Source organism: Nocardia sp. NRRL S-836, assembly GCF_001279525.1.
GTDB lineage: Bacteria > Actinomycetota > Actinomycetes > Mycobacteriales > Pseudonocardiaceae > Lentzea.
This window is the reverse complement of sequence record NZ_LGDY01000101.1, coordinates 114,205-141,159: the sequence shown is the minus strand read 5'-3', so window position 1 is coordinate 141,159 and position 26,955 is coordinate 114,205. Positions and strand designations below refer to the sequence as shown.

Genomic DNA, 26,955 nt, shown 5'->3' with positions numbered 1-26,955 from the left:
TCACCCGCCCATCTGCTTGAGCACGGCGGCGAGACTCGCTTGATCGATGTTGGCCAGCGGGAAGTCCGACGGGGTGACGCCGCCTGCTCCTGACTGACAGTGCTCGACCAGCTCGCGCAACGCGGTGATGTACCGCGCCGCGAGCCGTTCGACCGTGGCCGGCCGGTGCACGTTGGTGCTGAAGTACCACTCGACCAGCAGGCGACCGTCCGAGGTTTGCTCGGCCTCGATCTGCAGCAGGTGGGAACGGCTGCCCTGTTCGTTCTCCGTGGGACCGCAGAGATCGGCGGGCAGTTCTTCGCTGATCAGTCCGACGGCGTCGTCGCCCGCCGCGTCGAATGCGCCCAGGTAGTTGAACAGCACCGGGCGCGCGGGTGCGCCGACTACGCCGTCCGCACGTTCGAGGTAACGCAGAACCCCGTATCCGACGCCGCGGCGCGGAACTGTGCGCAGTTGTTCCTTCACGGATTTGATCAGCTCGCCGCTGTCGCCGAGGCGGTGGTGGCGCAGGCGCACCGGGAAGATCGACGTGAACCACCCGACGGTGCGGGACAGGTCGACGCCGTCGGTGATCGCCTCGCGGCCGTGGCTCTCGAGGTCGATCGTGACGTCGCCGGTGCCCGCCCACTCGCCCAGGGTCCTGAGCAGCGCGGCGAGCAGCAGGTCGTTGATCTGCGTGCGGTAGGCCTTGTGGGCCTCGCCGAGCAGCACCTCCGTGGCGGCCGCGTCGAGCCAGGTGCGGACAGTCTCGGCCGACGCCTCGGTGTTGGCGCCGTGGCCGTCGACGGGTAGTGCGGTGACCCGTTCGGTCTGCGCGGCCCAGTGGTCGCGCTCGGTCGCGGGGTCGTCGGCGTGCAGCACCTCGGCCCACTGCCGGAACGAGGTCGTCTTCGGCCCCAGCGCCGCCGGCCCCGCCCGGTAGGCGGTGTCGAGGTCCTCCAGCAGGATGTTCCACGCCACACCGTCCATGACGAGGTGGTGCGCGGTGAGCCCCAGCCAGGCCGGTTGCTCGCCGCGGTCGAGGTAGAGCGCCGCCACCAGCGGGCCTTCGGCCAGCCGCAACGACTTCTGCGCCGCGGTCATGTGCGCGACGACCTCGTCGTCGTCCCGCGCGGTGACGACGCGCAGCACCTGCCGGAGCTCGCCGTCGTTGTCCTGCACCCAGGTGTCGCCGTTCTGGCGGAACCGGATGCGCAGGGCGTCGTGGTGGGCGACGACGGCGTCGAGTGCCCGTGCGAGCCGGTCCGGATCGGTGCCGGCGGCCAGTTCGAACACACCCGACCAGTTCCAGTGGTCGCGGTCGGGGACGTCCTGCTCCACGAACCAGTGCTGGATCGGCGTGAGCGGCACGGGCCCGGTGACGACACCCTGTTCCGCCAGCGTCGCCTTGGGCGTGTCGCGCACGACGGGTGCGAGCTCGGCGATGGTCTGGTGGGCGAACACGTCCGCCACGTCGACACCCCAGCCCGCCGCCCTCGTCCTGGCCACGATCTGCAGGCTCAGGATCGAGTCACCGCCGAGCTCGAAGAAGTTGTCGTGGACACCGACCCGTTCGAGGCCCAGGACCTGCGCCCACACCGCTGCCAGGGTGTCCTCGACGGACGTCCGCGGCGCCTCGAAGACCTCGCCGACCGCTTCGGGCTCCGGATCGGGCAACCCGCGCCGGTCGACCTTGCCGTTCGGGGTGAGCGGCAACCGTTCCAAGGCGACGAACACCGACGGCACCAGGTAGTCCGGCACCCGCTCCCGCAACCAGGACCGCAGGACCTTCGCGTTGAAGTCGCCTTCCGCGACGACATACGCGACAAGCCGTTTGCCGCCGTGCGGGCCGCCATCCCGTGCGACCACAACAACATCACGCACGTCCGGGTGGTCGCCGAGGACGACCTCGACCTCGCCGGGCTCCACCCGGTAACCCCGGATCTTGACCTGCTCGTCCACCCGCCCCAGGAACTCGATCGTCCCGTCGGCACGCCACCGCGCCCGGTCGCCCGTGCGATAAAGCCGCCCACCGGAACCGGTGAACACGTCGGGCACGAACCGTTCCGCGGTCAGGCCGGGCCGGTTCAGGTACCCCCGCGCCACGCCGGGGCCACCGACGAGCAGCTCACCGGGGACACCGACGGGCGCCGGGCGCATCGCGTGGTCGACGATCACGGCGCGGGCACCGGCCAGCGGTGTGCCGATGGGCACCACGGCCTGCGGGTGGTCGTCGGCGACCGGGTGGAAGATCGAGTCGATCGCCGCCTCGGTGACGCCGAAGACGTTGCCCGCCACCGCGTTCGGTGCCACCTCGGCGACGGCTGTGGTGAGCGCTTCGTGAGTCCACAGGTCCGTACCGGAGATCACCAGCCGCAGACTGTCCACCGGACCGGCCGTGCGGCAGTGTGCCGCCAGGTCACGCAGGAGCATGCCGGGCACGATCTCCGCGATCGCCACACCGTCAGCGGACAGCGTGCTGTGCAACGACTCCACGGACACGTGCTCGTCGTGCGGCAGGAACACCACGGTCTGCCCGAACGCCAGCGCACGCGTCATGTCACCGATCGACACGTCGAACCCAGGCCCCGACATCGACAGCACCGCACCCGGACCGCCCACGTCCGCGAGCCCAGCCCGCCATCCCGCCACGTACGACGACAGCGCGCCGTGCGTGACCGCGACGCCCTTCGGACGGCCGGTCGAGCCCGACGTGTAAGCGATGTACGCCAACGAGTCGGGATCGATCGGCGCCAGCGGCTCACCGCAGACTTCTGCGGTGCCGCCGACCAGCAGCACCTCGCCCGTGAACCCGGCCAGCTCACCGGCCAGGGCCTCGGTGGTGACCGCCGCGACCGCGCCGGAGTCGGCCAGCAGGAACTCCAGCCGTTCGGCGGGAAGCCCCGGGTTGATCGGCACGTAGACACCGCCGGAGCGCAGCACGCCCTGGAACGCCACCGCCAGCTCGATCCCCCGTGGCACCAGCACGGCGACCGGCGACTCCACGGTCACACCGGCCTGCCGGAGCCGACCGGCCAGTGCGTCCGCACGAGCACCGAGCTCGGCGAACGTCAGCCGTTCGGCACCGCACTTCGCGGCCACCGCGTCGGTGTGCACCCAGCTGTGGACCAGGTCGGGCACCGGCTGTTCGGCCCGTGGCACCGTCGTCTCGCCCTGCGCCACGAGCCGCGCCGCTTGCTCGGGACGGTGCAACGGCAGGTCGGCGACCGCGAGCTCCGGCTCGTGGGCGACGGCGGTGAGGACGACGACGAGCTGGTCGAGGACGCGTTCGACGGTGGTGGCGTCGAACGCCGCCGTGGAGAACTCGGCCTCGATCTTGAGCGTGTCCTCCAGGTCGACGGCGAAGGTGAGCGGGTAGTTGCCCTGCTCCACCGACTCGACGGCGTCGGCCCAGTCCTCGCCGGTGTCGGCGGGTGCCTCCTCCTGCGGGTAGTTGCCGAACACCACGATGCTGTCGAACAACCCGCGGCCATGCGGAACAGCCGACCACCGTTGCACGTCGACCAGCGGCGTGTGCTCGAACCGTTGCAGGGCAACCTGGTTGTCCTGCAGTTCGGGCAGCCAGGCGGCGAACGACCTGCCCGTGGGCACGGTCGCGCGCACCGGCAGCGTGTTGATGAACAACCCGACCATCGACTCGACCCCGGCCAGATCGGCCGGGCGTCCGGACACGGTCAGGCCGAACACCACGTCGTCCTCGCCCGAGGACGCCGACAGCACCTTGGCCCACGCCGCCTGCACGACCGTCGAGAGCGTGACGCGTTCCCGCCGGGCCAGCTCCACCAGCCGGGTGGTGACGTCCCTGTCGAGGTGGGTGCGCCGGCGGTCCTGCTCGTGGTGGCTCGCGGCCAGGCGGTCCACCGGCAGTGCCGTGGGCGCCTCGAACCCGGCCAGGTAGGTGCGCCAGAACTCTTCGGTGTCAGCGGGATCGCGCCGGTCGAGCCAGGCGATGTAGTCGCGGTACGGCCGTGCCGGCGGCAGCGACCCCCGCTGGTAGGCGACGGACACCTCGTCCATCACCACGGGCAGGCTCCACCCGTCGCACAACCCCTGGTAGAGGCCCCAGATCAGCCAGTTCTGCCCGTTGCCGCGGTCGACGAGGTACAGCCGCAGCAACGGCGGCGCCGCCAGGTCGAACCCCAGCGCGCGGTCCTCGTCCAGCAACTCCTGCAACCGCACCTGTTGCGTCGCCTCGTCCAGGCCGGACCAGTCACGGGTGGCGAGCGGCACGTCGACCTCGGACAGCACGATCTGCACGGGTTCGCTGACGCCCTCCCACACGAACCCGCTGCGCAGCGCCGGATGCCGGGCGATCACCTCCCGCCACGCACCGGCCAGCCGGTCGGCGTCGATCGAACCGGCCAGGTCGTAGACGCCCTGACCCCAGTAGAGGCCGTCGACCGGCGACCCGACGACACCGAACACCATGCCCGACTGGACCGGTGCGAGCCGGTACACGTCCACAAGGGACGGACGGCGTGCCACGAGCCCGTCGACCTCGTCCTGCGTGAGGGATGCCAACGGGAAGTCCGACGGCGTGAACCCACCGGCAGCAGATCGGCAATGGTCGACCAGCTCGCGCAACGCCTCGACGTACCGCGCGGCGACCCGTTCGACCGTGGCGGTGTCGTGGTTGTCGGTGGAGTGGAACCACTCGATCGACAGCCGCCCGTCAGCGGTCTGCTGCACCTCGACCTGCAGCAGGTGCGACCGCGTCCCACCCGCGCACTCGCTCGGCCCGGCCAGGTCACCGTCCAGCTCCCGGCGGATCAGCCCGGCCGTGTCGTCGGACGCGTCGTGCGCGCCGAGGTAGTTGAACAGCACGGGCCGGTCCGGTGCGTCGGTCAGGTCGTTGCGCAGCCACCGCAGCACCCCGTAACCCACGCCACGGCGTGGCACAGCCCGGAGTTCTTCCTTGACCGCCTTGATCGCCGCCGCCGGATCGCGCTGGTGGGTGAGACGCACCGGGAAGATCGAGGTGAACCACCCGACCGTCCGGGACAGGTCCGCACCCTCACGGCCGTGGCTCTCCAGGTCGAGGGTGACGTGGTCGCTGCCGGCCCACTCCCCCAGCGCCTGGGCGAGAGCGGTCAGCAGCAGGTCGTTGCCCTGGGTGCGGTACGCCTTGTGCGCATCACCGAGCAGTGCCGCGGTCGTGTCGGCGTCCAGCCACGACTGCACGATCGCCTCGGACGCGTCCGTGTTCGGACCGTTGCCGTCGGCCGGAAGCGCCACGACGTCCGCGGTCGCCGCAACCCAGTGGTCACGTTCACCGCTCGCGTCATCGTCCTGCAACTGCAATGCCCACTGCTGGAACGACGTCGTCTTCGGCCCGAGCTCGCCACCGTGATAGACGGTGTCGAGGTCCTCCAACAGGATGGTCCACGACACGCCGTCCATCACCAGGTGATGCACGGTCAACCCCAGCCACGGCGGCTGGTCACCGCGATCGAGGTACACAGCGGCGAGCAACGGACCATCGGCCAGCCGCAACGACTCCTGCGCCGCGGTCATGTGCTCGACCACGTCCCCGTCGACCACACGCAGGAACCTGCTGTGGTCACTCGGCGCGTTGTGCTGGCTGTCCGGCGTGAACCGGATGCGCAATGCGTCGTGGTGAGCGACGAGCGCGTCGATCGCCCGTGCGAGCCGGTCGGGATCAGTGCCGGCTGCCAGTTCGAACATGCCCGACCAGTTCCAGTGGTCCCGGTTCGGGATGTCCTGCGCCAGAAACCACCGCTGGATCGGCGTGAACGGAACGGGCCCGGTGACCACGCCCTGCTCGGCGAGCGTCGCGGCCGGGGCGTCCCGCACGACCGACGCCAGCTCGGCCACCGACTGGTGGGCGAACACGTCCGCCACGTCGACGCCAAGCCCGGCGGCACGAGCCCGAGCCACGATCTGCAGGCTCAGGATCGAGTCGCCACCCAGCTCGAAGAAGTTGTCGTGCACACCGACGCGCCCGACGCCCAGCACGCCACTCCACACCGACGCGAGCGTCTCCTCGGCAGCGGTCCGCGGCGCGACATACGCCTCGCCGGCCGTCTCGGGCTCCGGGTCGGGCAGCCCACGCCGGTCGACCTTGCCGTTCGGGGTGAGCGGCAACCGTTCCAGGCCAACGAACACCGAGGGAACCAGGTAGTCCGGCACCCTCTCCCGCAGCCACGACCGCAACGCCGACCCGCTGAACTCCCCTTCGGCCACGACGTACGCGACGAGCCGCTTGCCGCCGTGCGGTCCACCATCCCGCGCCACCACAACAACATCACGCACACCGGGGTGATCGCCGAGGACAACTTCGACCTCGCCGGGCTCCACCCGATAGCCGCGGATTTTGACCTGCTCGTCCATCCGGCCCAGGAACTCGATCGTCCCGTCGGCACGCCACCGCGCTCGGTCACCGGTCCGGTAGAGCCGGCCGCCCGCCGTGCCGAACACGTCAGGAACGAACCGTTCCGAGGTCAGATCCGGCCGACCCACATACCCCTGCGCCACACCCGGACCACCGACCAGCAACTCACCCGGCACACCGACCGGCACCGGCCGCAACGACCCGTCCACCACGAACGCCTGCGCACCCGCGAGCGGAGTACCGATCGGCACCACGGCGGCGGGGTGGTCCTCGCCCACCGGGTGGAAGATCGAGTCGATCGCCGCCTCGGTCACGCCGAAGACGTTGCCCGCCACCGCGTTGGGTGCGACGTCCGCGACAGCGCTGGTGAGCGCGTCGTGCGTCCACATGTCCGTACCGGAGATCACCAGGCGCAGGCTCTCCACCGGACCGGCGGTGCGGCAGTGTGCCGCGAGGTCGCGCAGCAGCATGCCGGGCACGATCTCGGCGATCGCCACGTCGTGCGTGGAGAGCGTGCGGTGCAACGACTCGACGGACACGTGCTCGTCGTGCGGCAGGAACACCACCGTCTGCCCGAACGCCAGCGCACGCGTCATGTCACCGATGGACACGTCGAACCCAGGGCCCGACATCGACAGCACCGGCCCAGGCCCGTCCAACGCGCGCAACCCGTCCCGCCACCCCGCCACGTACGACGAGAGCGCGCCGTGCGTCACGGCGACGCCCTTCGGCCGCCCGGTCGATCCCGACGTGTACGCCACATACGCCAGCGCGGCCGGATCGATCGGCGGGAGCGGCTGTGCCGAAGCGGCTGAGTCGACAACCGCGGCCCGGTCCGGCGACGCGGCGCGGTCGGCCGACGCGCCCGCCCCGGACGCGTCGCGCACCAGCAGCACCGCGCCCGTGAACCCGGCCAACTCCCCGCCCAGCTCCGACGTCGTCACCGCGGCAACCACCCCGGCGTCGGCCAGCAGGAACTCCAGCCGGTCAGCGGGAAGCCCCGGGTTGATCGGCACGTACACCCCACCAGCCCGCAACACCCCCTGGAAGGCGACCGCCAGCTCGATCCCGCGCGGCACGAGCACGGCCACCGGCGCCCCGACCGTCACACCGCCCTGCCGCAGCCGCAGAGCCAACGCATCCGCCAGCACACCCAGCTCGGCGAACGTCAGCCGTTCGGCACCGCAGATCGCCGCGACCTCCGCCGACGCCCATCCGGCGATCAGGTCCGGCACCGGCCGTTCGACCGCCGCCGGCGCGGTGCTGCCCCACTCCACGACCTGGGCGGCCTGAGCCGGGCGGTGCAGCGGGACGTCCCGCACCAGCAGGTCCGGCCGCTCGGCCACGGTGGTCAGCACGACCTTGAGCTGGTCGAGGACCCGTTCCACCGTGACCGCGTCGAACGCCGCCGTCGAGAACTCTGCCTCGACCTTGAGCGTCGCCTCCAGGTCGATCGCGAACGTGAGCGGGTAGTTGCCCTGCTCCACCGAGTCGGCGGCCTGCACCCCGCCCAGGTCCTCCGGCTGTTCCTCCTGCGGGTAGTTGCCGAACACCACGATGCTGTCGAACAACGCACGCCCGTGCGATACCGCCGACCACCGCTGGACATCCACCAACGGCGTGTACTCAAACCGTTGCAGCGCAACCTGGTTGTCCCGCAACTCGTGCAACCACGACGTGAACGGCACGTCCACCGGCACCACAGCCCGCACCGGCAATGTGTTGATGAACAACCCGACCATCGACTCGACGCCGGCCAGGTCCGCCGGGCGTCCGGACACAGTGAGGCCGAACACCACGTCGTCCTCACCCGACGACGCCGACAACACCTTCGCCCACGCCGCCTGCACCACAGTCGACAACGTGACCCGCTCACGTCGAGCCAACTCCACCAGCCTGGCCGTCACACCCTCACTCAGGCGCGTACGCCGCCGGTCCTGGTCGTAGTGGCTCGCGGCCAGCCGGTCGGCGGGCAGCGGGGTGGGCGCCTCGAACCCGCTGAGGTAGGTGCGCCAGAAGGCTTCCGGCTCGGCCGGGTCACGCCCGTCCAGCCAGGCGATGAAGTCCCGGTAGGGCCGGGTGGGTTCAAGCTCGCTGCCCTGGTAGGCGGCGGACACCTCGTCCATCACGACCGGCAGGCTCCACCCGTCGCACAAGCCCTGGTACAGGCCCCAGATCAGCCAGTTCTGCCCGTTGCCGCGGTCAACGAGGTACAGCCGCAGCAATGGTGGCGCCGCCAGGTCGAACCCGAGCGCGCGGTCCTCCGCCAGCAACTCCTGCAACCGCACCTGTTGCGCAGCATCGTCCAGCCCCGACCAGTCGTGAGTGGCGAGCGGCACCTCGACCTCGCCGAGCACCACCTGCACCGGCTCGGCCACGCCCTCCCACACGAACCCGCTGCGCAGCGCCGGGTGCCGGCCGACCACCGCACGCCACGCTGCCGCGAACCGTTCCACCTCGATCGGCCCGGCCAGGTCGTAGACGCTCTGGCCCCAGTAGAGTCCCTCGACCGGCGAACCGACGACACCGAACAGCATGCCCGACTGCACCGGCGCCAACCGGTACACGTCCACCAACCGATACCGCTCCGCCAACCCGTCGACCTCGGACTGGGCCAGCGACGCCAGCGGGAAGTCCGACGGCGTGAAACCACCGGCCGTCGACCGGCAGTGTTCGACCAGCTCGCGCAACGCCTCGACGTACCGCGCGGCAACCCGTTCGACCGTGGCGGTGTCGTGCCGGTTGGTGGAGTGGAACCACTCGATCGACAGCCGTCCGTCAGCAGCCTGCTGCACCTCCAGCTGCAACTCGTGCGACCGCGTCCCGCCAGCACCTTCACTCGGGCCGGCGAGCGCACCGTCGAGCTCCCGCCGGATCAGCCCGGCCGAGTCACCGACGTCGTGGGCGCCGAGGTAGTTGAACAGCACCGGCCGATCCGACGCGTCGGTCAGGTCGTTCCGCAGCCACCGCAGCACCCCGTAGCCCACGCCACGGCGTGGCACGGCCCGCAGCTCTTCCTTGACCGCCTTGATCGCCGCCGCCGGATCGCGCTGGTGCGTCAGGCGAACCGGGAAGATCGACGTGAACCACCCGACCGTGCGCGACAGGTCCGCGCCTTCACGGCCGTGGCTTTCCAGGTCAATCGTGATGTGGTCGCTGCCGGCCCACTCCCCCAACGTCTGTGCAAGTGCGGCGAGCAACAGGTCGTTACCCTGCGTGCGGTACGCCCTGTGCGCATCACCGAGCAGCGCCGCGGTCGTCCCGGCGTCCAGCCAGGACTGCACGATCGCCTCGGACGTGTGGCTGTTCGGACCATCGCCGTCAGCGGGAAGCGCGACCACATCGCCAGTCGCCGCAACCCAATGCTCACGTTCGCCGCTCGCATCGTCGTCCTGCAGTTGCAGTGCCCACTGCTGGAACGACGTCGTCTTCGGCCCGAGCTTGCCGCCGCCGTAGACGGTGTCCAGGTCCTCCAGCAAGACGTTCCACGACACCCCGTCCATCACCAGGTGATGCACGGTCAACCCAAGCCACGCAGGTAGTTCGCCCCGGTCGAAGTACACAGCAGCAAGCAACGGACCATCCGCCAGCCGCAACGACTCCTGCGCCGCCGTCATGTGCTCGACCACATCCCCGTCAACCACATGCAAGAACCCGCCGTGGTCAACCGGAGCGTTGTACTGACCATCCAACGTGAACCGGATCCGAAGCGCGTCGTGATGGGCGACAACGGATTCGAGCGCACGCGCGAGCCGTTCCGGATCGGTGCCGGCGGCCAGTTCGAACACACCCGACCAGTTCCAGTGATCACGGTTCGGAATGTCCTGCGCCAAGAACCACCGCTGAATCGGCGTGAACGGCACCGGCCCGGCCACAACACCCTGATCGGCCACCGTCGCCGCAGGCGCGTCACGCACGGCAAGGGCGAGCTCCGCGATGGTCTGGTGGGCGAACACGTCCGCCACGTCGACACCCCAGCCCGCCGCCCTGGTCCTGGCCACGATCTGCAGACTCAGGATCGAGTCACCGCCGAGTTCGAAGAAGTTGTCGTGCACACCGACCCGTTCGGCACCCAGCACCTGCGCCCACACCGCCGCAAGCCTCTCCTCGACCGCGGTTCGTGGCGCGACATAGGTTTCAGTCGCCTCGGGCTCGGGGTCAGGCAGCCCGCGCCGGTCGACCTTGCCGTTCGGGGTGAGCGGCAGGCGTTCCAGGGCGACGAACACCGACGGCACAAGATAATCCGGCACACGCTCCCGCAACCAGGACCGCAGGACCTTCGCGTTGAAGTCGCCTTCCGTGACGACGTACGCGACAAGCCGTTTGCCGCCATGCTGCCCGCCATCCCGTGCGACCACAACGACATCACGCACGTTGGGGTGGTCGCCGAGGACGACCTCGACCTCACCCGGCTCCACCCGGTAGCCACGGATCTTGACCTGCTCGTCCACCCGCCCCAGGAACTCGATCGTGCCGTCGGCACGCCACCGCGCCCGGTCACCCGTGCGGTAGAGCCGCCCACCAGAACCGGTGAACACATCGGGCACGAACCGTTCCGCAGTCAGATCCGGCCGACCCACGTACCCCTGCGCGACTCCTGGCCCGCCGACCAGCAACTCACCCGGCACACCCACCGGCACCGGCCGCAACGACCCGTCCACCACGAACGCCTGCGCACCCGCCAGCGGAGTACCGATCGGCACGACAGCCGCGGGGTGGTCCTCGGTGACGGAGTGGAAGATCGAGTCGATCGCCGCCTCGGTCACGCCGAAGACGTTGCCCGCCACCGCGTTCGGCGCCACCTCGGCAACCGCACGCGTCAACGCCTCGTGGGTCCACAGGTCGGTACCGGAGATCACCAGCCGCAGGCTCTCCACCGGACCCGCCGTCCGGCTGTACGCCGCCAGGTCACGCAGGAGCATGCCCGGCACGATCTCCGCGACCTCGACCTCGTGGTCGACCAGGGTGCGGTGCAACGACTCCACGGTGACGTGCTCGTCGTGCGGCAGGAACACCACCGTCTGCCCGAAAGCCAACGCACGCGTCATGTCGCCGATGGAGACGTCGAACCCCGGCCCGGACATCGACAGCACGGTGCCCGGCCCGCCCAGCGCACGCAGCCCGTCCCGCCAGCCGGCCACGTACGACGAAAGCGCGGCATGGGTGACCGCCACACCCTTCGGGCGCCCGGTGGAACCGGACGTGTAGGCGATGTACGCCACCGCGGCCGGGTCGACCGGCGCGAGCGGCTCGATCAACGCCAACGGGTCGCCCGACGCGAGCGGCTCCGCTGCCGCACCCAGGTCGACCACCGTGGCCCGGCTGGCCGGCGCGGCGCGGTCGGCCAGCGCGAGCAGCTCATCAGGAGCCCCGGACGCGTCACCCACCAGCAGCACCGCACCCGCGAACCCAGCCAACTCCCCGGCCAGCTCCGGCGTCGTCACCGCCGCAACCACCCCGGAGTCGGCCAGCAGGAACTCCAACCGATCAGCAGGCAGGCCAGGGTTCACCGGCACGTACACCCCACCAGCCCGCAACACCCCCTGGAACGCCACCGCCAGCTCGACCCCACGCGGCACCAGCACGCCGACGGACGCACCCACCGCCACACCGGCCCGCCGCAGCCGCGCAGCCAGGGCATCGGCCAGGACACCCAGCTCGGCGAACGTCAGCCGATCGTCCCTGCACACCACCGCGACCTCGGACGAACGCCACCCGGCGATCAGCTCCGGCACCGGCCGTTCGGCCGCAGGTACCGGGGTGGCACCCCACGCCACCAGCTCCGCCGCCTGCCCGGGCCGCTGCAACGGCACGTCACGCACCGCCAGGTCAGGCCGTTCCGCCACGATGGTCAGCACCACCGCGAGCTGGTCGAGGATCCGCTCGACCGTGACCGCGTCGAACGCCGCCGTCGAGAACTCCGCCTCGACCCGCAGCACGCGTTCGAGGTCGACGGCGAAGGTCAGCGGGTAGTTGCCCTGTTCCACCGAGTCGGCGGCCTGCACCCCGCCCAGGTCCTCCGGCTGTTCCTCCTGCGGGTAGTTGCCGAACACCACGATCGAGTCGAACAACGCACGGCCCGCCGGAACAGCCGACCAGCGCTGCACGTCCACCAGCGGCGTGTACTCGAACCGTTGCAGCGCAACCTGGTTGTCCTGCAGCTCGGGCAGCCACGCGGCGAACGACCTGTCCACGGGGACCACGGCCCGCACCGGCAACGTGTTGATGAACAACCCGACCATGGACTCGATGCCGGCCAGGTCCGCCGGGCGGCCGGACACGGTGAGGCCGAACACCACGTCGTCCTCGCCCGAGTACGTCGACAGCAGCAGCGCCCACGCCGCCTGCACGACCGTCGACAACGTGACACGTTCCCGCCGGGCCAGCTCCACGAGCTTCCCGGTGACGGTCTCGTCCAGCAGCATCCGGCGCCGGTCCTGGTCGTGGTGGCTGCCGGCCAGCCGGTCGACCGGAAGTGGTGTGGGAGCGTCGAAACCGTCCAGGTAGGTGCGCCAGAACCCTTCCGACCCGGCCGGGTCACGCCGTCCCAGCCACGCGATGAAGTCCCGGTACGACCGCACCGGCTCCAGAGCCTGTCCCTGGTAGGCGGCGGACACCTCGTCCATCACCACGGGCAGACTCCACCCGTCGCACAACCCCTGGTACAGCCCCCAGACCAGCCACAACCGGCCGTCGCCGCGGTCCACCAGGTAAAGCCGCATCAACGGCGGTGCCGCCAGGTCGAACCCCAGCGCGCGATCCGCCGCCAGCAACTCCCGCAACCGGTCCTGCTGGGCAACGTCGTCGAGCCCCGACCAGTCCCGCTGCTCCACCGGAACGTCGACATCGGCCAGCACGACCTGCACCGGCTCGCTGACGCCCTCCCACACGAACCCGCTGCGCAGCGCCGGATGCCGGGCGGTCACGGACCGCCACGCGGCAGCGAACCGCTCGACGTCCAGCGGCCCGCTGAGGTCGTAGACCCCTTGTCCCCAGTAGAGCCCGTCGACCGGCGACCCGACAACGCCGAACAGCATGCCCGACTGCACCGGCGCCAACCGGTACACGTCCACCAACGGATACCGCCCCGCGAGCCCGTCCACATCGCGTTGCGTCAACGACGCCAACGGGAAGTCGGACGGCGTGAACCCGGAGACCCCGGACCGGCAATGCGCCACCAGCCGACGCAACGCCTCGACGTACCGGGCCGCGACCCGTTCCACGGTGGCGGCGTCGTGCAGGTTGTGGCTGAAGTGCCAGTCCACCTGCAGGCGCCCGTCCGCGGCCTGCTGGGCCTCGATCTGCAGCACGTGCGACCGCGTCCCGCCCGGTCCCTCGCTCGGCCCGGCCAGCTCGGCGGGGAGCTCGCGACGGATCAACCCGACCGAGTCGACGGCGTCGAACGCGCCCAGGTAGTTGAACAACACCGGCCGATCCGGCACATCGACCAGGTCGTCCTGCAACCACCGCAACACGCCATAACCCACACCACGGCGTGGAACCGCGCGCAGCTCCTCCTTCACGGCCTTGATCGCCGCCGCCGGATCGTGCTCGTGCGTCAGCCGGACCGGGAAGATCGACGTGAAGTACCCGACCGTGCGCGACAGGTCCACGCCGTCGGCCACCGCCTCACGGCCGTGGCTCTCCAGGTCGACCGTCACGTGGCCGGTGCCCGCCCACTCCCCCAACGCCTGGGCGAGAGCGGTCAGCAGCAGGTCGTTGGCCTGGGTGCGGTAGGCGCGGTGGGCGTCGCCCATGAGCGCGGCGGTGAGGTCGGCGTCCAGCCACGACCGCACGACGCCGGCCGAGGTCTCGGTGTTGGGGCCGTGGTGGTCCTGCGGCAGGTCCACCACGTCCGCGGTCTGCGCGAGCCAGGTCTCCCGCTCGGCCCCCGCGTCCAGCTCCTGCAAGACTTCGGCCCACTGGCGGAACGAGGTCGTCTTGGGCCCCAGCGCCTCCGAGCGGTACGCGGTGTCGAGGTCCTCCAGCAGAACGTTCCACGACACCCCGTCCATCACCACGTGATGCACGATCAACCCCAGCCACGCAGGCAACTCGCCCCGGTCGAAGTACACGGCAGCGAGCAACGGGCCATCGGCCAGCCGCAACGACGTCTGCGCCGCCGTCATCTCCGCGACCACCGACTCGTCGTCGGCCGCCTCGACAACGCGCAGGAACCCGCCCGCACCAACCGGTGCGTTGTACTGGCTGTCCGGCGTGAACCGGATGCGCAACGCGTCGTGATGAGCGACAAGCTGATCGAGTGCCGACCCAAGCCGACCAGGATCGGTGCCCGGTGCCAACTCGAACATTCCCGACCAGTTCCAGTGATCCCGGTTCGGGATGTCCTGCGCCAGGAACCACCGCTGAATCGGTGTCAGCGGAATGGTCCCGGTCACCACGCCCTGCTCGGCGAGCGTCGCCGCCGGGGCATCCCGCACGACCGACGCCAGCTCGGCCACCGTCTGATGGGCGAACACCTCCGCCACATCAACGCCAAGACCAGCCGCACGCACCCGAGCAACGATCTGCAGACTCAGAATCGAGTCTCCACCCAGCTCGAAGAAGTTGTCGTGCACACCCACCCGGTCAACACCGAGCACACCGCTCCACACCGCCGCGAGCGTCTCCTCGGCAACGGTCCGGGGCGCGACATACGCGTCCGCCGCCTCGGGCTCCGGATCAGGCAGCCCACGCCGGTCGACCTTGCCGTTCGGGGTGAGCGGCAACCGGTCCAGCGCAACGAACACCGACGGCACCAGGTAGTCCGGCACCCGCTCCCGCAACCAGTCCGGCACCCGCTCCCGCAACCACGACCGCAACGCCGACCCGCTGAACTCCCCCTCAGCCACGACATACGCCACAAGCCGCTTACCACCGTGCGGACCACCATCCCGTGCCACCACAACGACATCACGCACGTCCGGATGGTCACCGATGACAACCTCGACCTCACCGGGCTCCACCCGATAGCCGCGGATCTTCACCTGCTCGTCCACCCGGCCCAGGAACTCGATCGTCCCGTCGGCACGCCACCGCGCCCGGTCGCCAGTCCGGTACAAGCGGCCACCAGAACCGCCAAACACGTCAGGCACGAAACGCACAGCGGTCAGATCAGGCCGGCGCAGGTAGCCACGCGCCACCCCGGCGCCACCGACCAGCAGCTCACCGGGAACGCCCACCGGCACCGGCCGCATCGCCGAGTCGACCACGACGGCACGAGCACCGGCCAACGGCGTCCCGATCGGCACCACGGCCGCCGGGTGGTCCTCCGTCACAGCGTGGAAGATCGAGTCGATCGCCGCCTCGGTCACACCGAACACGTTGCCCGCCACCGCATTCGGCGCCACCGCGGCAACCGCACCCGTCAACGCCTCATGCGTCCACATGTCCGTACCGGAGATCACCAGCCGCAACGACTCGACCGGCCCCGCCTCCCGGCAGTACGCCGCCAGGTCACGCAGCAGCATGCCCGGCACGATCTCCGCGACCTCGACCTGGTTCTCCACCAACGTGGCGTGCAACGACTCCACTGACACGTGCTCGTCGTGCGGCAGGAACACCACCGTCTGCCCGAACGCCAACGCACGGGTCATATCACCGATGGACACGTCGAAACCGGGCCCCGACATCGACAACACCGTGCCCGGCCCGCCCAGTGCGGCCAGACCGTCACGCCACCCGGCCACATAAGACGACAACGCGCCGTGCGTCACCGCCACACCCTTCGGGCGTCCGGTCGAGCCGGACGTGTAAGCGATGTACGCCAACGCATCGCGGTCGATGATCACCGGTGAAGCATCGGCAACCGGAAGCACGTCCTCCAGCACCACCACCTCGCCACCGAATCCGGCCAGCTCGCCGGCCAGTGACGCGGTCGTGACCGCGGCGACCGCACCGGCATCCGCCAGCAGGAACTCCAGCCGCTCAGCGGGCAGCCCCGGGTTGATCGGCACGTACACGCCACCGGAGCGCAGCACGCCCTGGAACGCCACCGCCAGCTCGACACCGCGCGGCACCAGCACGGCGACCGGTGACTCCGCCAGTACACCGGCCAGCAGGAGCCGTGCCGCCACACCGGCAGCGCGGGCGTCCAGCTCGGCAAACGTCAGGCGCTCCGCCCCGCACACCACGGCAACGGCGACGGAGTCAGCCCACCCGTGGATCAGCTCGGGTACCGACGCCTCGGCGACAGGCACCGGGGTCTCGCCCCACGCCACGAGCTGCGTGGCCTGCTCCGGCCGCTGCAGCGGCACGTCCGCGACCGCCAGTTCGGGCTGCTCGGCGACCGCGGTGAGCACGACCACCAGCTGGTCGAGGACCCGTTCGACCGTGACCGCGTCGAAGGCGGCCGTGGAGAACTCGGCCTCGATGCGCAGCGTGCGTTCCAGGTCGACGGCGAACGTGAGCGGGTAGTTGCCCTGCTCCACCGAGTCGACCGTGGCGTACCCGTCGGGCACCGCGGCCAGGTCGTCCGGCAGTTCCTGGTGCGGGTAGTTGCCGAACACGACGATGGAGTCGAACAGCGCGCGGCCGCCCGGAACAGCGGACCAGCGCTGAACGTCCACCAACGGCGTGTACTCGAACCGTTGCAGTGCAACCTGGTTGTCCCGCAACTCGTGCAACCACGACGTGAACGGCACTTCTGCGGGCACCACAGTCCGCACCGGCAACGTGTTGATGAACAACCCGACCATCGACTCGACCCCGGCCAGATCACCGGGACGACCCGACACCGTCAGACCGAACACCACGTCGTCCTCACCCGACGACGCCGACAACACCCTCGCCCACGCCGCCTGCACGACCGTCGAGAGCGTGACGCGTTCCCGCCGGGCCAGCTCCACCAGCCGGGCCGTCACACCCTCGCCCAGGCGCGTACGCCGCCGGTCCTGCGCATAGTGGCTCGCAGCAAGCCGGTCCACCGGCAACGGCGTCGGCGCCTCGAACCCGTCCAGCCGCTTCCGCCAGAACTCCTCGGACTCGTCCGGGTCACGTCCGTCCAGCCACGCGATGAACTCGCGGTACGGCCGCACCGGGGCGAGCGGCTCGCCGTCGTACGCGGCGAGGACCTCGTCCATCACGACCGGCAGACTCCACCCGTCGCACAGCCCCTGGTACAGCCCCCACACCAGCCACAACCGGCCGTCGCCGCGATCGACCAGGTGCAGCCGCATCAACGGTGGCTCCGCCAGGTCGAACCCCAGCGCGCGATCCGCCGCCAGCAACTCCCGCAACCGGTCCTGCTGGGCACCGTGATCAAGACCAGACCAGTCGTGCGTCGCCAACGGCACGTCCGCGTCGGCGAGGACGACCTGCACCGGTTCGCTGACGCCCTCCCACACGAACCCGCTGCGCAGCGCCGGATGCCGCGCGATCACCTGCCGCCACGCCGCAGCCAGCCGGTCGGCGTCGATCGGACCAGCCAGGTCGTAGACGCTCTGCCCCCAGTAGAGCCCCTCAACCGGCGAGCCCACGACACCGAACACCATCCCCGACTGCACCGGCGCCAACCGGTACACGTCCACCAACCGATACCGCTCCGCCAACCCGTCGACCTCGGACTGCGTCAACGATGCCAGCGGGAAGTCCGACGGCGTGAACCCGGAAACGCCGGACCGGCAATGCACCACCAGCTCGCGCAACGCCTCGACGTACCGGGCCGCGACCCGTTCCACGGTGGCGGCGTCGTGCAGGTTGGTGCTGTGCAGCCAGTCGATCCGCAGGCGGCCGTCGTCCGCGCGGACCACCTCCAGCTGCAGCGGGTAGGCCCGCGTGCCGCCCGGCCCCTGCACAGGACCGGCCAGCTCGGCCGGAAGCTCACGGCGGATCAGCCCGACCGAGTCGACAGCGTCGAACGCACCCAGGTAGTTGAACAACACCGGCCGATCCGGCACATCGACCAGATCGTCCTGCAACCACCGCAACACGCCGTAGCCGACGCCACGGCGCGGAACCGCACGCAGCTCCTCCTTGACCGCCTTCACCGTCGCGCCCGGATCGGCGTGCCGGCTCAGCCGCACCGGGAAGATCGACGTGAACCACCCGACCGTGCGCGACAGGTCAAGGCCTTCACGGCCGTGGCTCTCCAGGTCGACCGTCACGTGGCCGGTGCCCGCCCACTCCCCCAGCACGTCGGCCAGCGCGGCCAGCAACAGGTCGTTGGCCTGCGTGCGATAGGCCTTGTGCGCCTCACCGAACAACGCGGTGGTGGTCCCGGCGTCCAGCCAGGTGCGCACCACGGCGCCGGACGCCTCGGTGTTGGGGCCATCGCCGTCGGTCGGCAGCGCGACCACGTCCGCAGTCGCCGCGACCCAGTGCTCGCGTTCCTCGTCCGCCGCCAGCTCCCGCAGGTGCTCGGCCCAGTGCTGGAACGAGGTCGTCTTGGGCCCCAACGCCTCCGACCGGTACGCGGTGTCGAGATCCTCCAGCAACACGTTCCACGACACCCCGTCCATCACCAGGTGATGCACGGTCAACCCAAGCCACGGCGATTCGTCACCGCGATCGAAGTACACCGCAGCGAGCAACGGACCATCGGCCAGCCGCAACGACGTCTGCGCCGCCGTCATCTCCGCGACCACGTCGTCGTCAGGCACCGCAGCGACCTGCAGCACACCGGCGACCTCGACGCCGGCGTTGTACTGGCTGTCCGGCGTGAACCGGATGCGCAACGCGTCGTGGTGGGCCACGAGCGTGTCGAGCGCCGACGCGAGCCGGGCGGGATCCGTGCCCGGCGCCAACTCGAACACACCCGACCAGTTCCAGTGATCCCGGTTCGGGATGTCCTGCGCCAAGAACCACCGCTGGATCGGGGTCAGCGGAACGGGTCCCGTGACCACGCCCTGCTCCGCCAGCGTGACCACAGGTGTGTCGCGCACGGCCGAAGCAAGCTCAGCCACCGTCTGATGAGCGAACACATCCGCCACGTCGACGCCAAGCCCGGCGGCACGAGCCCGAGCCACGATCTGCAGGCTCAGAATCGAGTCGCCACCCAGCTCGAAGAAGTTGTCGTGCACGCCAACGCGATCAGCGCCGAGCACCTGCGACCACACGGCCGCCAGGGTCTCCTCGACCGCGGTCCGCGGCGCGACATACGCCTCGGCCGTCTCCGGCTCCGGGTCCGGCAGCCCACGCCGGTCGACCTTTCCGTTCGGCGTCAGCGGCAACCGGTCCAGCGCAACGAACACCGACGGCACCAGGTAGTCCGGCACCCGCTCCCGCAAGTCCGGCACCCGCTCCCGCAACCACGACCGCAACGCCGACCCGCTGAACTCCCCCTCAGCCACGACATACGCCACAAGCCGCTTACCACCGTGCGGACCGCCATCCCGCGCCACCACAACAACATCGCGTACATCGGGGTGGTCACCGATGACGACCTCGACCTCACCGGGTTCGACCCGGTAACCACGGATCTTCACCTGCTCGTCGACACGCCCGAGGAACTCGATCGTCCCGTCCGCACGCCACCGCGCCCGGTCACCGGTCCGGTACAACCGCCCACCGGCCCCACCGAACACATCGGGAACGAACCGTTCCGAGGTCAGATCCGGCCGACCCACATACCCCTGCGCCACACCCGACCCACCGACCAGCAGCTCACCGGGAACACCCACCGGCACCGGCCGCATCGCCGAGTCGACCACGACGGCACGAGCACCGGCCAACGGCGTCCCGATCGGCACCACGGCGGCCGGGTGGTCCTCGCCCACCGGGTGGAAGATCGAGTCGATGGCCGCCTCGGTCACACCGAACACGTTGCCCGCCACCGCATTGGGCGCGACATCCGCGACCGCGCTCGTCAGCGCGTCGTGCGTCCACATGTCCGTACCCGAGATCACCAGCCGCAGCGACTTGACCGGCCCTGCCTCCCGGCAGTGCGCGGCCAGGTCACGCAGCAGCATGCCCGGCACGATCTCCGCGACCTCGACCTCGTGGTCGACCAGGGTCTGGTGCAACGACTCCACGGTGACGTGCTCGTCGTGCGGCAGGAAGACGACCGTTCGCCCGAACGCCAGCGCACGCGTCATGTCACCGATCGACACGTCGAACCCGGGGCCCGACATCGACAGCACGGTGCCCGGACCGCCCAGCTCGGCCAGCCCTTGCCGCCATCCGGCCACATACGCGGACAACGCGCCATGCGTCACCGCCACACCCTTGGGCCGCCCCGTCGAGCCGGAGGTGTAAGCCACATAGGCCAGCGCTCCGGGATCGATGCGCACCGGTGCCACGTCGACCACCGGCGCCGTGTCGTCCAGCACCAGCACCTCGCCGACGAACCCGGCCAGCTCGCCCACCAGTTCCCCGGTCGTGAGCGCAACCGTCGCACCGGCATCGGCCAGTAGGAACTCCAGCCGTTCCGCCGGCAGCCTGGGGTTGACCGGCACGTACACGCCACCGGACCGCAACACGCCCTGGAACGCCACGGCCAGGTCGACCCCGCGCGGCACCAGCACCGCGACCCGCGACCCCACCGTCACGCCACACGCACGCAGCCGCCCCGCCACCGCGTCGGCCCGCGCGCCGAACTCGGCGAACGTCAGCCGTTCCTCGCCGCAGACCACCGCGACCTCGGAGGAGGTCCACCCGGCGATCAGGTCCGGCACCGGCCGTTCGGCGGCGGGCTCGGGGGTTTCGCCCCACGCCACCAACGCCGCGGCCTGCTCGGGCCGCTGCAACGGCACGTCACGCACCGCCAGGTCAGGCCGTTCCGCCACGGCGGTCAGCACCACCGCGAGCTGGTCCAGGATCCGTTCGACCGTGACCGCGTCGAACGCGGCGGTGGAGAACTCGGCCTCGATGCGCAGCGTGGCGTCCACGTCCACCGCGAAGGTGAGCGGGTAGTTGCCCTGCTCCACCGAGTCGAGCAACGGCGAGAGCTCGAAGTCGGCGACCTGGGTCCGGCCGCCGGGGTAGTTGCGCAGCACGACGATGCTGTCGAACAACGCGCGGCCACCGGGCACCGCCGACCAGCGTTGCGCGTCGACCAGCGGCGTGTACTCGAAGCGCTGCACGGCAACCTGGTTGTCCCGCAGGTCGTGCAGCCACGTCGTGAACGGCACGTCCGCGGGCACGACGGTCCGCACCGGCAGCGTGTTGATGAACAGGCCCACGGTCGACTCGACCCCGGCCAGTTCGGCCGGACGACCCGACACCGTCAGGCCGAACACCACGTCGTCCTCACCCGACGACGCCGACAGCACCTTCGCCCACGCCGCCTGCACCACCGCCGACAACGTCACGCGCTCCCGGCGGGCCAGGTCGACGATCTTGGCCGTCACCTCCGGGTCCAGCGCGGTCCGCCGCCGGTCCTGCGCGTAGTGGCTCGCGGCCAGCCGGTCCACCGGCAACGGCGTCGGCGCCTCGAACCCGTCGAGGTAGGTGCGCCAGAAGGCTTCCGGCTCGGCCGGATCTCGCCGGTCGAGCCACGCGATGTACTCGCGGTACGACCGCGCCGGGGCGAGTGGCCGGCCCTCGTAGGCGGCGGACACCTCGTCCAGCACGACCGGCAGGCTCCACCCGTCGCACAACCCCTGGTACAGCCCCCAGATCAGCCAGTGCTGACCACATCCGCGGTCGACGAGGTACAGCCGCGTCAACGGCGGTACCGCCAGGTCGAAGCCCAGAGCACGGTCCTCCGCCAGCAACTCCCGCAACCGGTCCTGCTGAGCAGCGTGATCAAGCCCGGACCAGTCGTGCGTCCTCAACGGCACGTCGGCGTCGGACAGCACGACCTGCACCGGCTCGCTGACGCCCTCCCACACGAACCCGCTGCGCAACGCCGCCTGCCGCGCGATCACCGACCGCCACGCGCCGGCGAGCCGGTCGGCGTCGACGGTGCCGGTGAGCTCGTAGACGCCCTGACCCCAGTAGAGCCCATCCCCTTCGGCCGGCGCACCCACGACCCCGAACAGCATGCCCGACTGCACCGGCGCCAACCGGTACACGTCCGCCAGCCCCGGATACCGCGTCGCGAGCCGGTCGACCTCGTTCTGCGCCAACGACGCCAGCGGGAAGTCCGACGGTGTGAGACCCGAAGCCCCGGACCGGCAGTGCGCCACCAGCGCGGCCAGCTCTCGCCGGTAGGTCTCGGCGAGCCGTTCGACGGTCGCGGTCTCGTGCAGGTCGGCGCTGTAGTGCCACTCGACGCGCAGCTGCCCGTCGGCCGTGCGGGCCACCTCCAGGTTCAGCACGTGTGACCGGGTGCCGCGACCGGCCGTCGCGGGGCCGCGCAGGGTGGCGGGCAGCTCACGCCGCACCAGATCGCCGGTGCCCGCACCGGCTCCCAGGTAGTTGAACAGCACAGGCCGGTCCGGAACATCGGCCAGTTCGCCGTGCAGCCACCGCAAAGCGCCGTAGCCGACGCCACGACGTGGCACCGCTCGAAGCTGTTCCTTGACCGCCTTCACCGTCGTGCCGAGGTCCTCGTGGCGGCTCAGCCGCACCGGGAAGATCGACGTGAACCACCCGACCGTGCGCGACAGGTCCACCCCGTCGGCGATCGCCTCACGGCCGTGGCTCTCCAGGTCGATGGTCAGCTCGTCGGTGCCCGCCCACGGGCCCAGCGTGCGCACCAGCGCGGCCAGCAGCAGGTCGTTGCCCTGCGTGCGGTACGCCTTGTGCGCGTCGCCGAGCAGCGCGGCGGTCGTCCCGGCGTCCAGCAGCGTCGTGTGAACCCGTGCCGAGCGCTCGTCGTTGGGCCCGTCGTGGTCGACCGGCAGCGCGACCACGTGTGACGTCGCCGCGGTCCAGTGCGCCCGTTCGCCGCCGGGGTCGAGATCCCGCAGCTGCTCGGCCCAGTGCTGGAACGAGGTGGTCTTCGGCCCCAGCGGCTCCGAGCGGTACGCGGTGGCGAGGTCCTCCAGCAGGACGTTCCACGACACGCCGTCCATCACCAGGTGGTGCACGACCAATCCCAACCACGCGGGCTCGTCACCGCGGTCGAAGAAGACGGCCGCCACGAGCGGGCCCTCGGCCAGCCGCAACGACTTCTGCGCGGCCGTCATCTCCGCGACCACGTCGTCCCCGGCGGCCACCCGCAGCAGACCGGTGGCCTCGACACCGGCGTTGAACTGGCTGTCCGGCGTGAACCGGATGCGCAACGCGTCGTGGTGGGCGACAACGACGTCGAGTGCCTGGGCGAGCCGGTCGGGGTCGGTGCCCGGTGCCAGCTCGAAGACGCCCGACCAGTTCCAGTGGTCACGCTCGGCGATGTCCTGCGCCAGGAACCAGTGCTGGATCGGCGTCAACGGCACCGGGCCCGTGACCACGCCCTGCTCGGCCGGCGTCACCGCGGGCGCGTCCCGCACCACGGCCGCCAGCTCGGCAACCGTCTGGTGCGACAACACGTCCGCCACGTCGACGCCGAGCCCCGCGGCACGGACGCGTGCCACGATCTGCAGGCTCAGGATCGAGTCGCCGCCCAGCTCGAAGAAGTTGTCGTGCACACCCACCCGGTCGACGCCCAGCACCTGCGACCACACCACCGCCAGCACGTCCTCGGTGGACGTTCGCGGCGCCTCGTACGCTTCGGCCGTCTCGGGCTCCGGGTCGGGCAACCCGCGCCGGTCGACCTTGCCGTTCGGCGTGAGCGGCAACCGGTCCAGCGCAACGAACACCGACGGCACCAGGTAGTCCGGCACCCGCTCCCGCAGCCAGGACCGCAGCTCCAGACCACTCGCATCCTCGGCCACGACGTACGCGACCAGGCGCTTGCCGCCGTGCGGCCCGCCATCCCGTGCCACCACAACGACATCACGCACACCGGGGTGGTCACCGATGACGACCTCGACCTCACCGGGCTCCACCCGATAGCCGCGGATCTTGACCTGCTCGTCCACCCGCCCCAGGAACTCCAGCACGCCGTCGGCCCGCCACCGCGCCCGGTCACCGGTGCGGTACAGCCGCCCGCCGGTCCCGCCGAACACGTCGGGCAGGAACCGCTCGGCCGTCAGATCGGGGCGGCCCACGTACCCGCGCGCCAGCCCCGCACCACCGACCAGCAGCTCACCCTCGACGCCCACGGGCACCGGCCGCAGCCGGCCGTCGACGACGAACACGTCGACACCGGCCAGCGGCCCGCCGATCGGCACCACCTCGCCCTCGTGCTCGGGCCGCGCCGTGACCGGGTGGAAGATCGAGTCGATCGCCGCCTCGGTCACACCGAACACGTTGCCCGGCACCGCGTTCGGCGCCACGGCCGCGACCGCCGACACGAGCGCGTCGTAGGTCCACATGTCGGTACCGGAGATCACCAGGCGCAGGGACTCGACCGCACCCGCCTCGCGGCAGTGAGCGGCGAGATCGCGCAGGAGCATGCCGGGCACGATCTCGGCTACCTCGACGGCGTTGTCCGCGAGCGTGCGGTGCAGGGAGTCGACCGACACGACCTCGTCGTGCGGCAGGAACACCACCGTCTGCCCGAACGCCAACGCACGCGTCATGTCACCGATCGACACGTCGAAACCAGGACCCGACATCGACAGCACCGTGCCCGGCCCACCCAGCGCGGCCAAGCCGTCACGCCACCCGGCCACATAGGACGATAACGCGCTGTGCGTCACCGCCACACCCTTCGGGCGTCCGGTCGAGCCGGACGTGTAAGCGATGTAGGCCAACGCGCTGGGATCGGCACGCTCCGGCAGCACGTCGGCCGCCGACGGCCCGTCACCCACCGGCGACCCGCCGTCCAGCACCAGCACCTCTCCGGCGAACGCGGCCAGCTCACCGGCGAGGTCCCCGGTCGTGACCGCGACCGTCACACCGGCGTCGGCCAGCAGGAACGCCAGCCGTTCGGCCGGCAGCCCGGGGTTGATCGGCACGTACACGCCACCGCTGCGCAACACGCCCTGGAACGCCACCGCGAGGTCGAGCCCGCGCGGCACGAGCACCGCCACGGCGGACTCCACCGCCACCCCGGCCCGCCGGAGCCGGACGGCGAGCGCGTCGGCCCGTTCGCCGAGCTCGCCGAAGGACAACCGCTGCTCGCCGCACACGACGGCGGTCAGCTCGGACTTGGTAGCGGCGTGGCCCGAGATCAGGTCGGGAACGCCGGCGGTGGCGTCCGGCGCGGCACCCGTTCCCCAGCTCGCGGTGAGAACCCAGTCCACAGTGGACGCGGACAGCGGGCCGTCGACCGGCCCGCGCGCCATCCGGTCGAGCAGCTCCAGGAACCGCTCCTCGTGCAGCGCCAGCTCGGCACCGGCGGCCACCCCGTCCTCCACGTCGACGTCCAGCCACGCCTGGTCACCGAGCGACCAGCCGTAGGTGGTGACGGTGAGGTCGCGGATGGGCCCGACGGACAGGTTGCGCGGCGCGTCCGCACGCACGCTGGCACCGAAGTCCAGCGGGCGGTTGAAGTCGACGACGTTGAGCGTGGGGCCGAACCAGGCGCCGGCGCCGGTGACACCGAGCTTCCTGGCCAGGTCCTCGCCCCGGTAGCGCGACCGGGCGACGATCTCGGCCAGCCGCGCGGTGGTGGTGCCGGCCAGCTGCCGCACCGTCGTGCCGTCCGGCACGTGCAGCACGACGGGTGCGACGTTGGCCAGCAGCCCAGGGGTGGTGCGGGCCAACGGACTGCGGCGGGCGGCCGTGGGCAGGCTGAACACCACGTCGTCGCGGTCCACCAGCTGCCGCTGGTACGCGGCAAACGCCGACACGAGGAAGTGCGGCACCCGCATCCCCAGCTCGGCACACCGGTCGAGAACAGCGCGCCGCAGCGCCGCGCCGACGGCGACCGTGCGCCGGCGCGGTGGCCGCTGTCGTTCGGAACGGCGCTCGTCCTGGCGGCCGGTCACCACGTCCGCGACGGAGTCCAGCCAGTACCGCTCGTCGGCGACCCGGTCGGCAGAACGCCGGTACGCCTGGTCTTCCGCGACGACGTCGGTCCACGCACCGAAGTAGCGGGGTCGTTCCCCACCGGAGTAGACCTCCGCCACGCGTTGGGTGAGGAGGTGGAACGAGAAGATGTCGCAGATCAGGTGGTGCGCCCGGTGGTACCACCAGTACTCGGCGTCGGCGACGCGCAGCAACGCCCAGCGCCACAGCGGCGCCACCCGGTGGTCGATCGGCCGGGCGCCGTCGGCGTGCATCCACGCCCGTGCCGCACCGACCGGGTCGTCCTCCGCGCGGAGGTCGACCACCGGCATGACCTCGGCGGGCAGTTCGTCGGCGAACGCCTGCCACGGCGCACCGTCCGCCTGGTCGCCGAAGAACAGCCGGTAGGCATCGGTTTCCCGTGCCGCGACCCGGGCACCGGCCCGCAGCAGCTCCTCGTCGACCGGGCCGCGCAGCACCACGTACTGGGCCGGGTTGAACTCGGAGGTGTCCCCGAGCAGCTCCGCCGACAGCCACATGTCCACCTGCGCGGCGGTCAGCGAGTACCGGACACCGGGCGTGCGCCGCTCAACCACTGAACCGATTCTCCTTACCGGTGGCCTGATCCACTGCACGAGTGGGGTGGGCACGCCGCTGTCGGGACGTACGGAACCGCTCCGCTACAGCGGAACAGAGTCATTGCTGGGGCCGCAGATACAGCGGATCTGGGGCGCACGCGTGCAGGCGCGTGTTCGGACGACACCTCGGCGGATCGTGGTCGG

At 70.9% G+C, this 26,955-nt stretch carries 1 protein-coding gene; it reads right to left on the bottom strand.

All coding sequences use genetic code 11. The features are described 5' to 3' along the window. Nucleotides 1-26,769 carry a non-ribosomal peptide synthetase gene (locus ADL03_RS21030; RefSeq protein ID WP_053735218.1) on the bottom strand — a complete coding sequence of 8,923 codons (26,769 nt, stop codon included), beginning with the start codon at nucleotides 26,767-26,769 and terminating at the stop codon, nucleotides 1-3. Nucleotides 26,770-26,955: the final 186 nt, after the last annotated feature.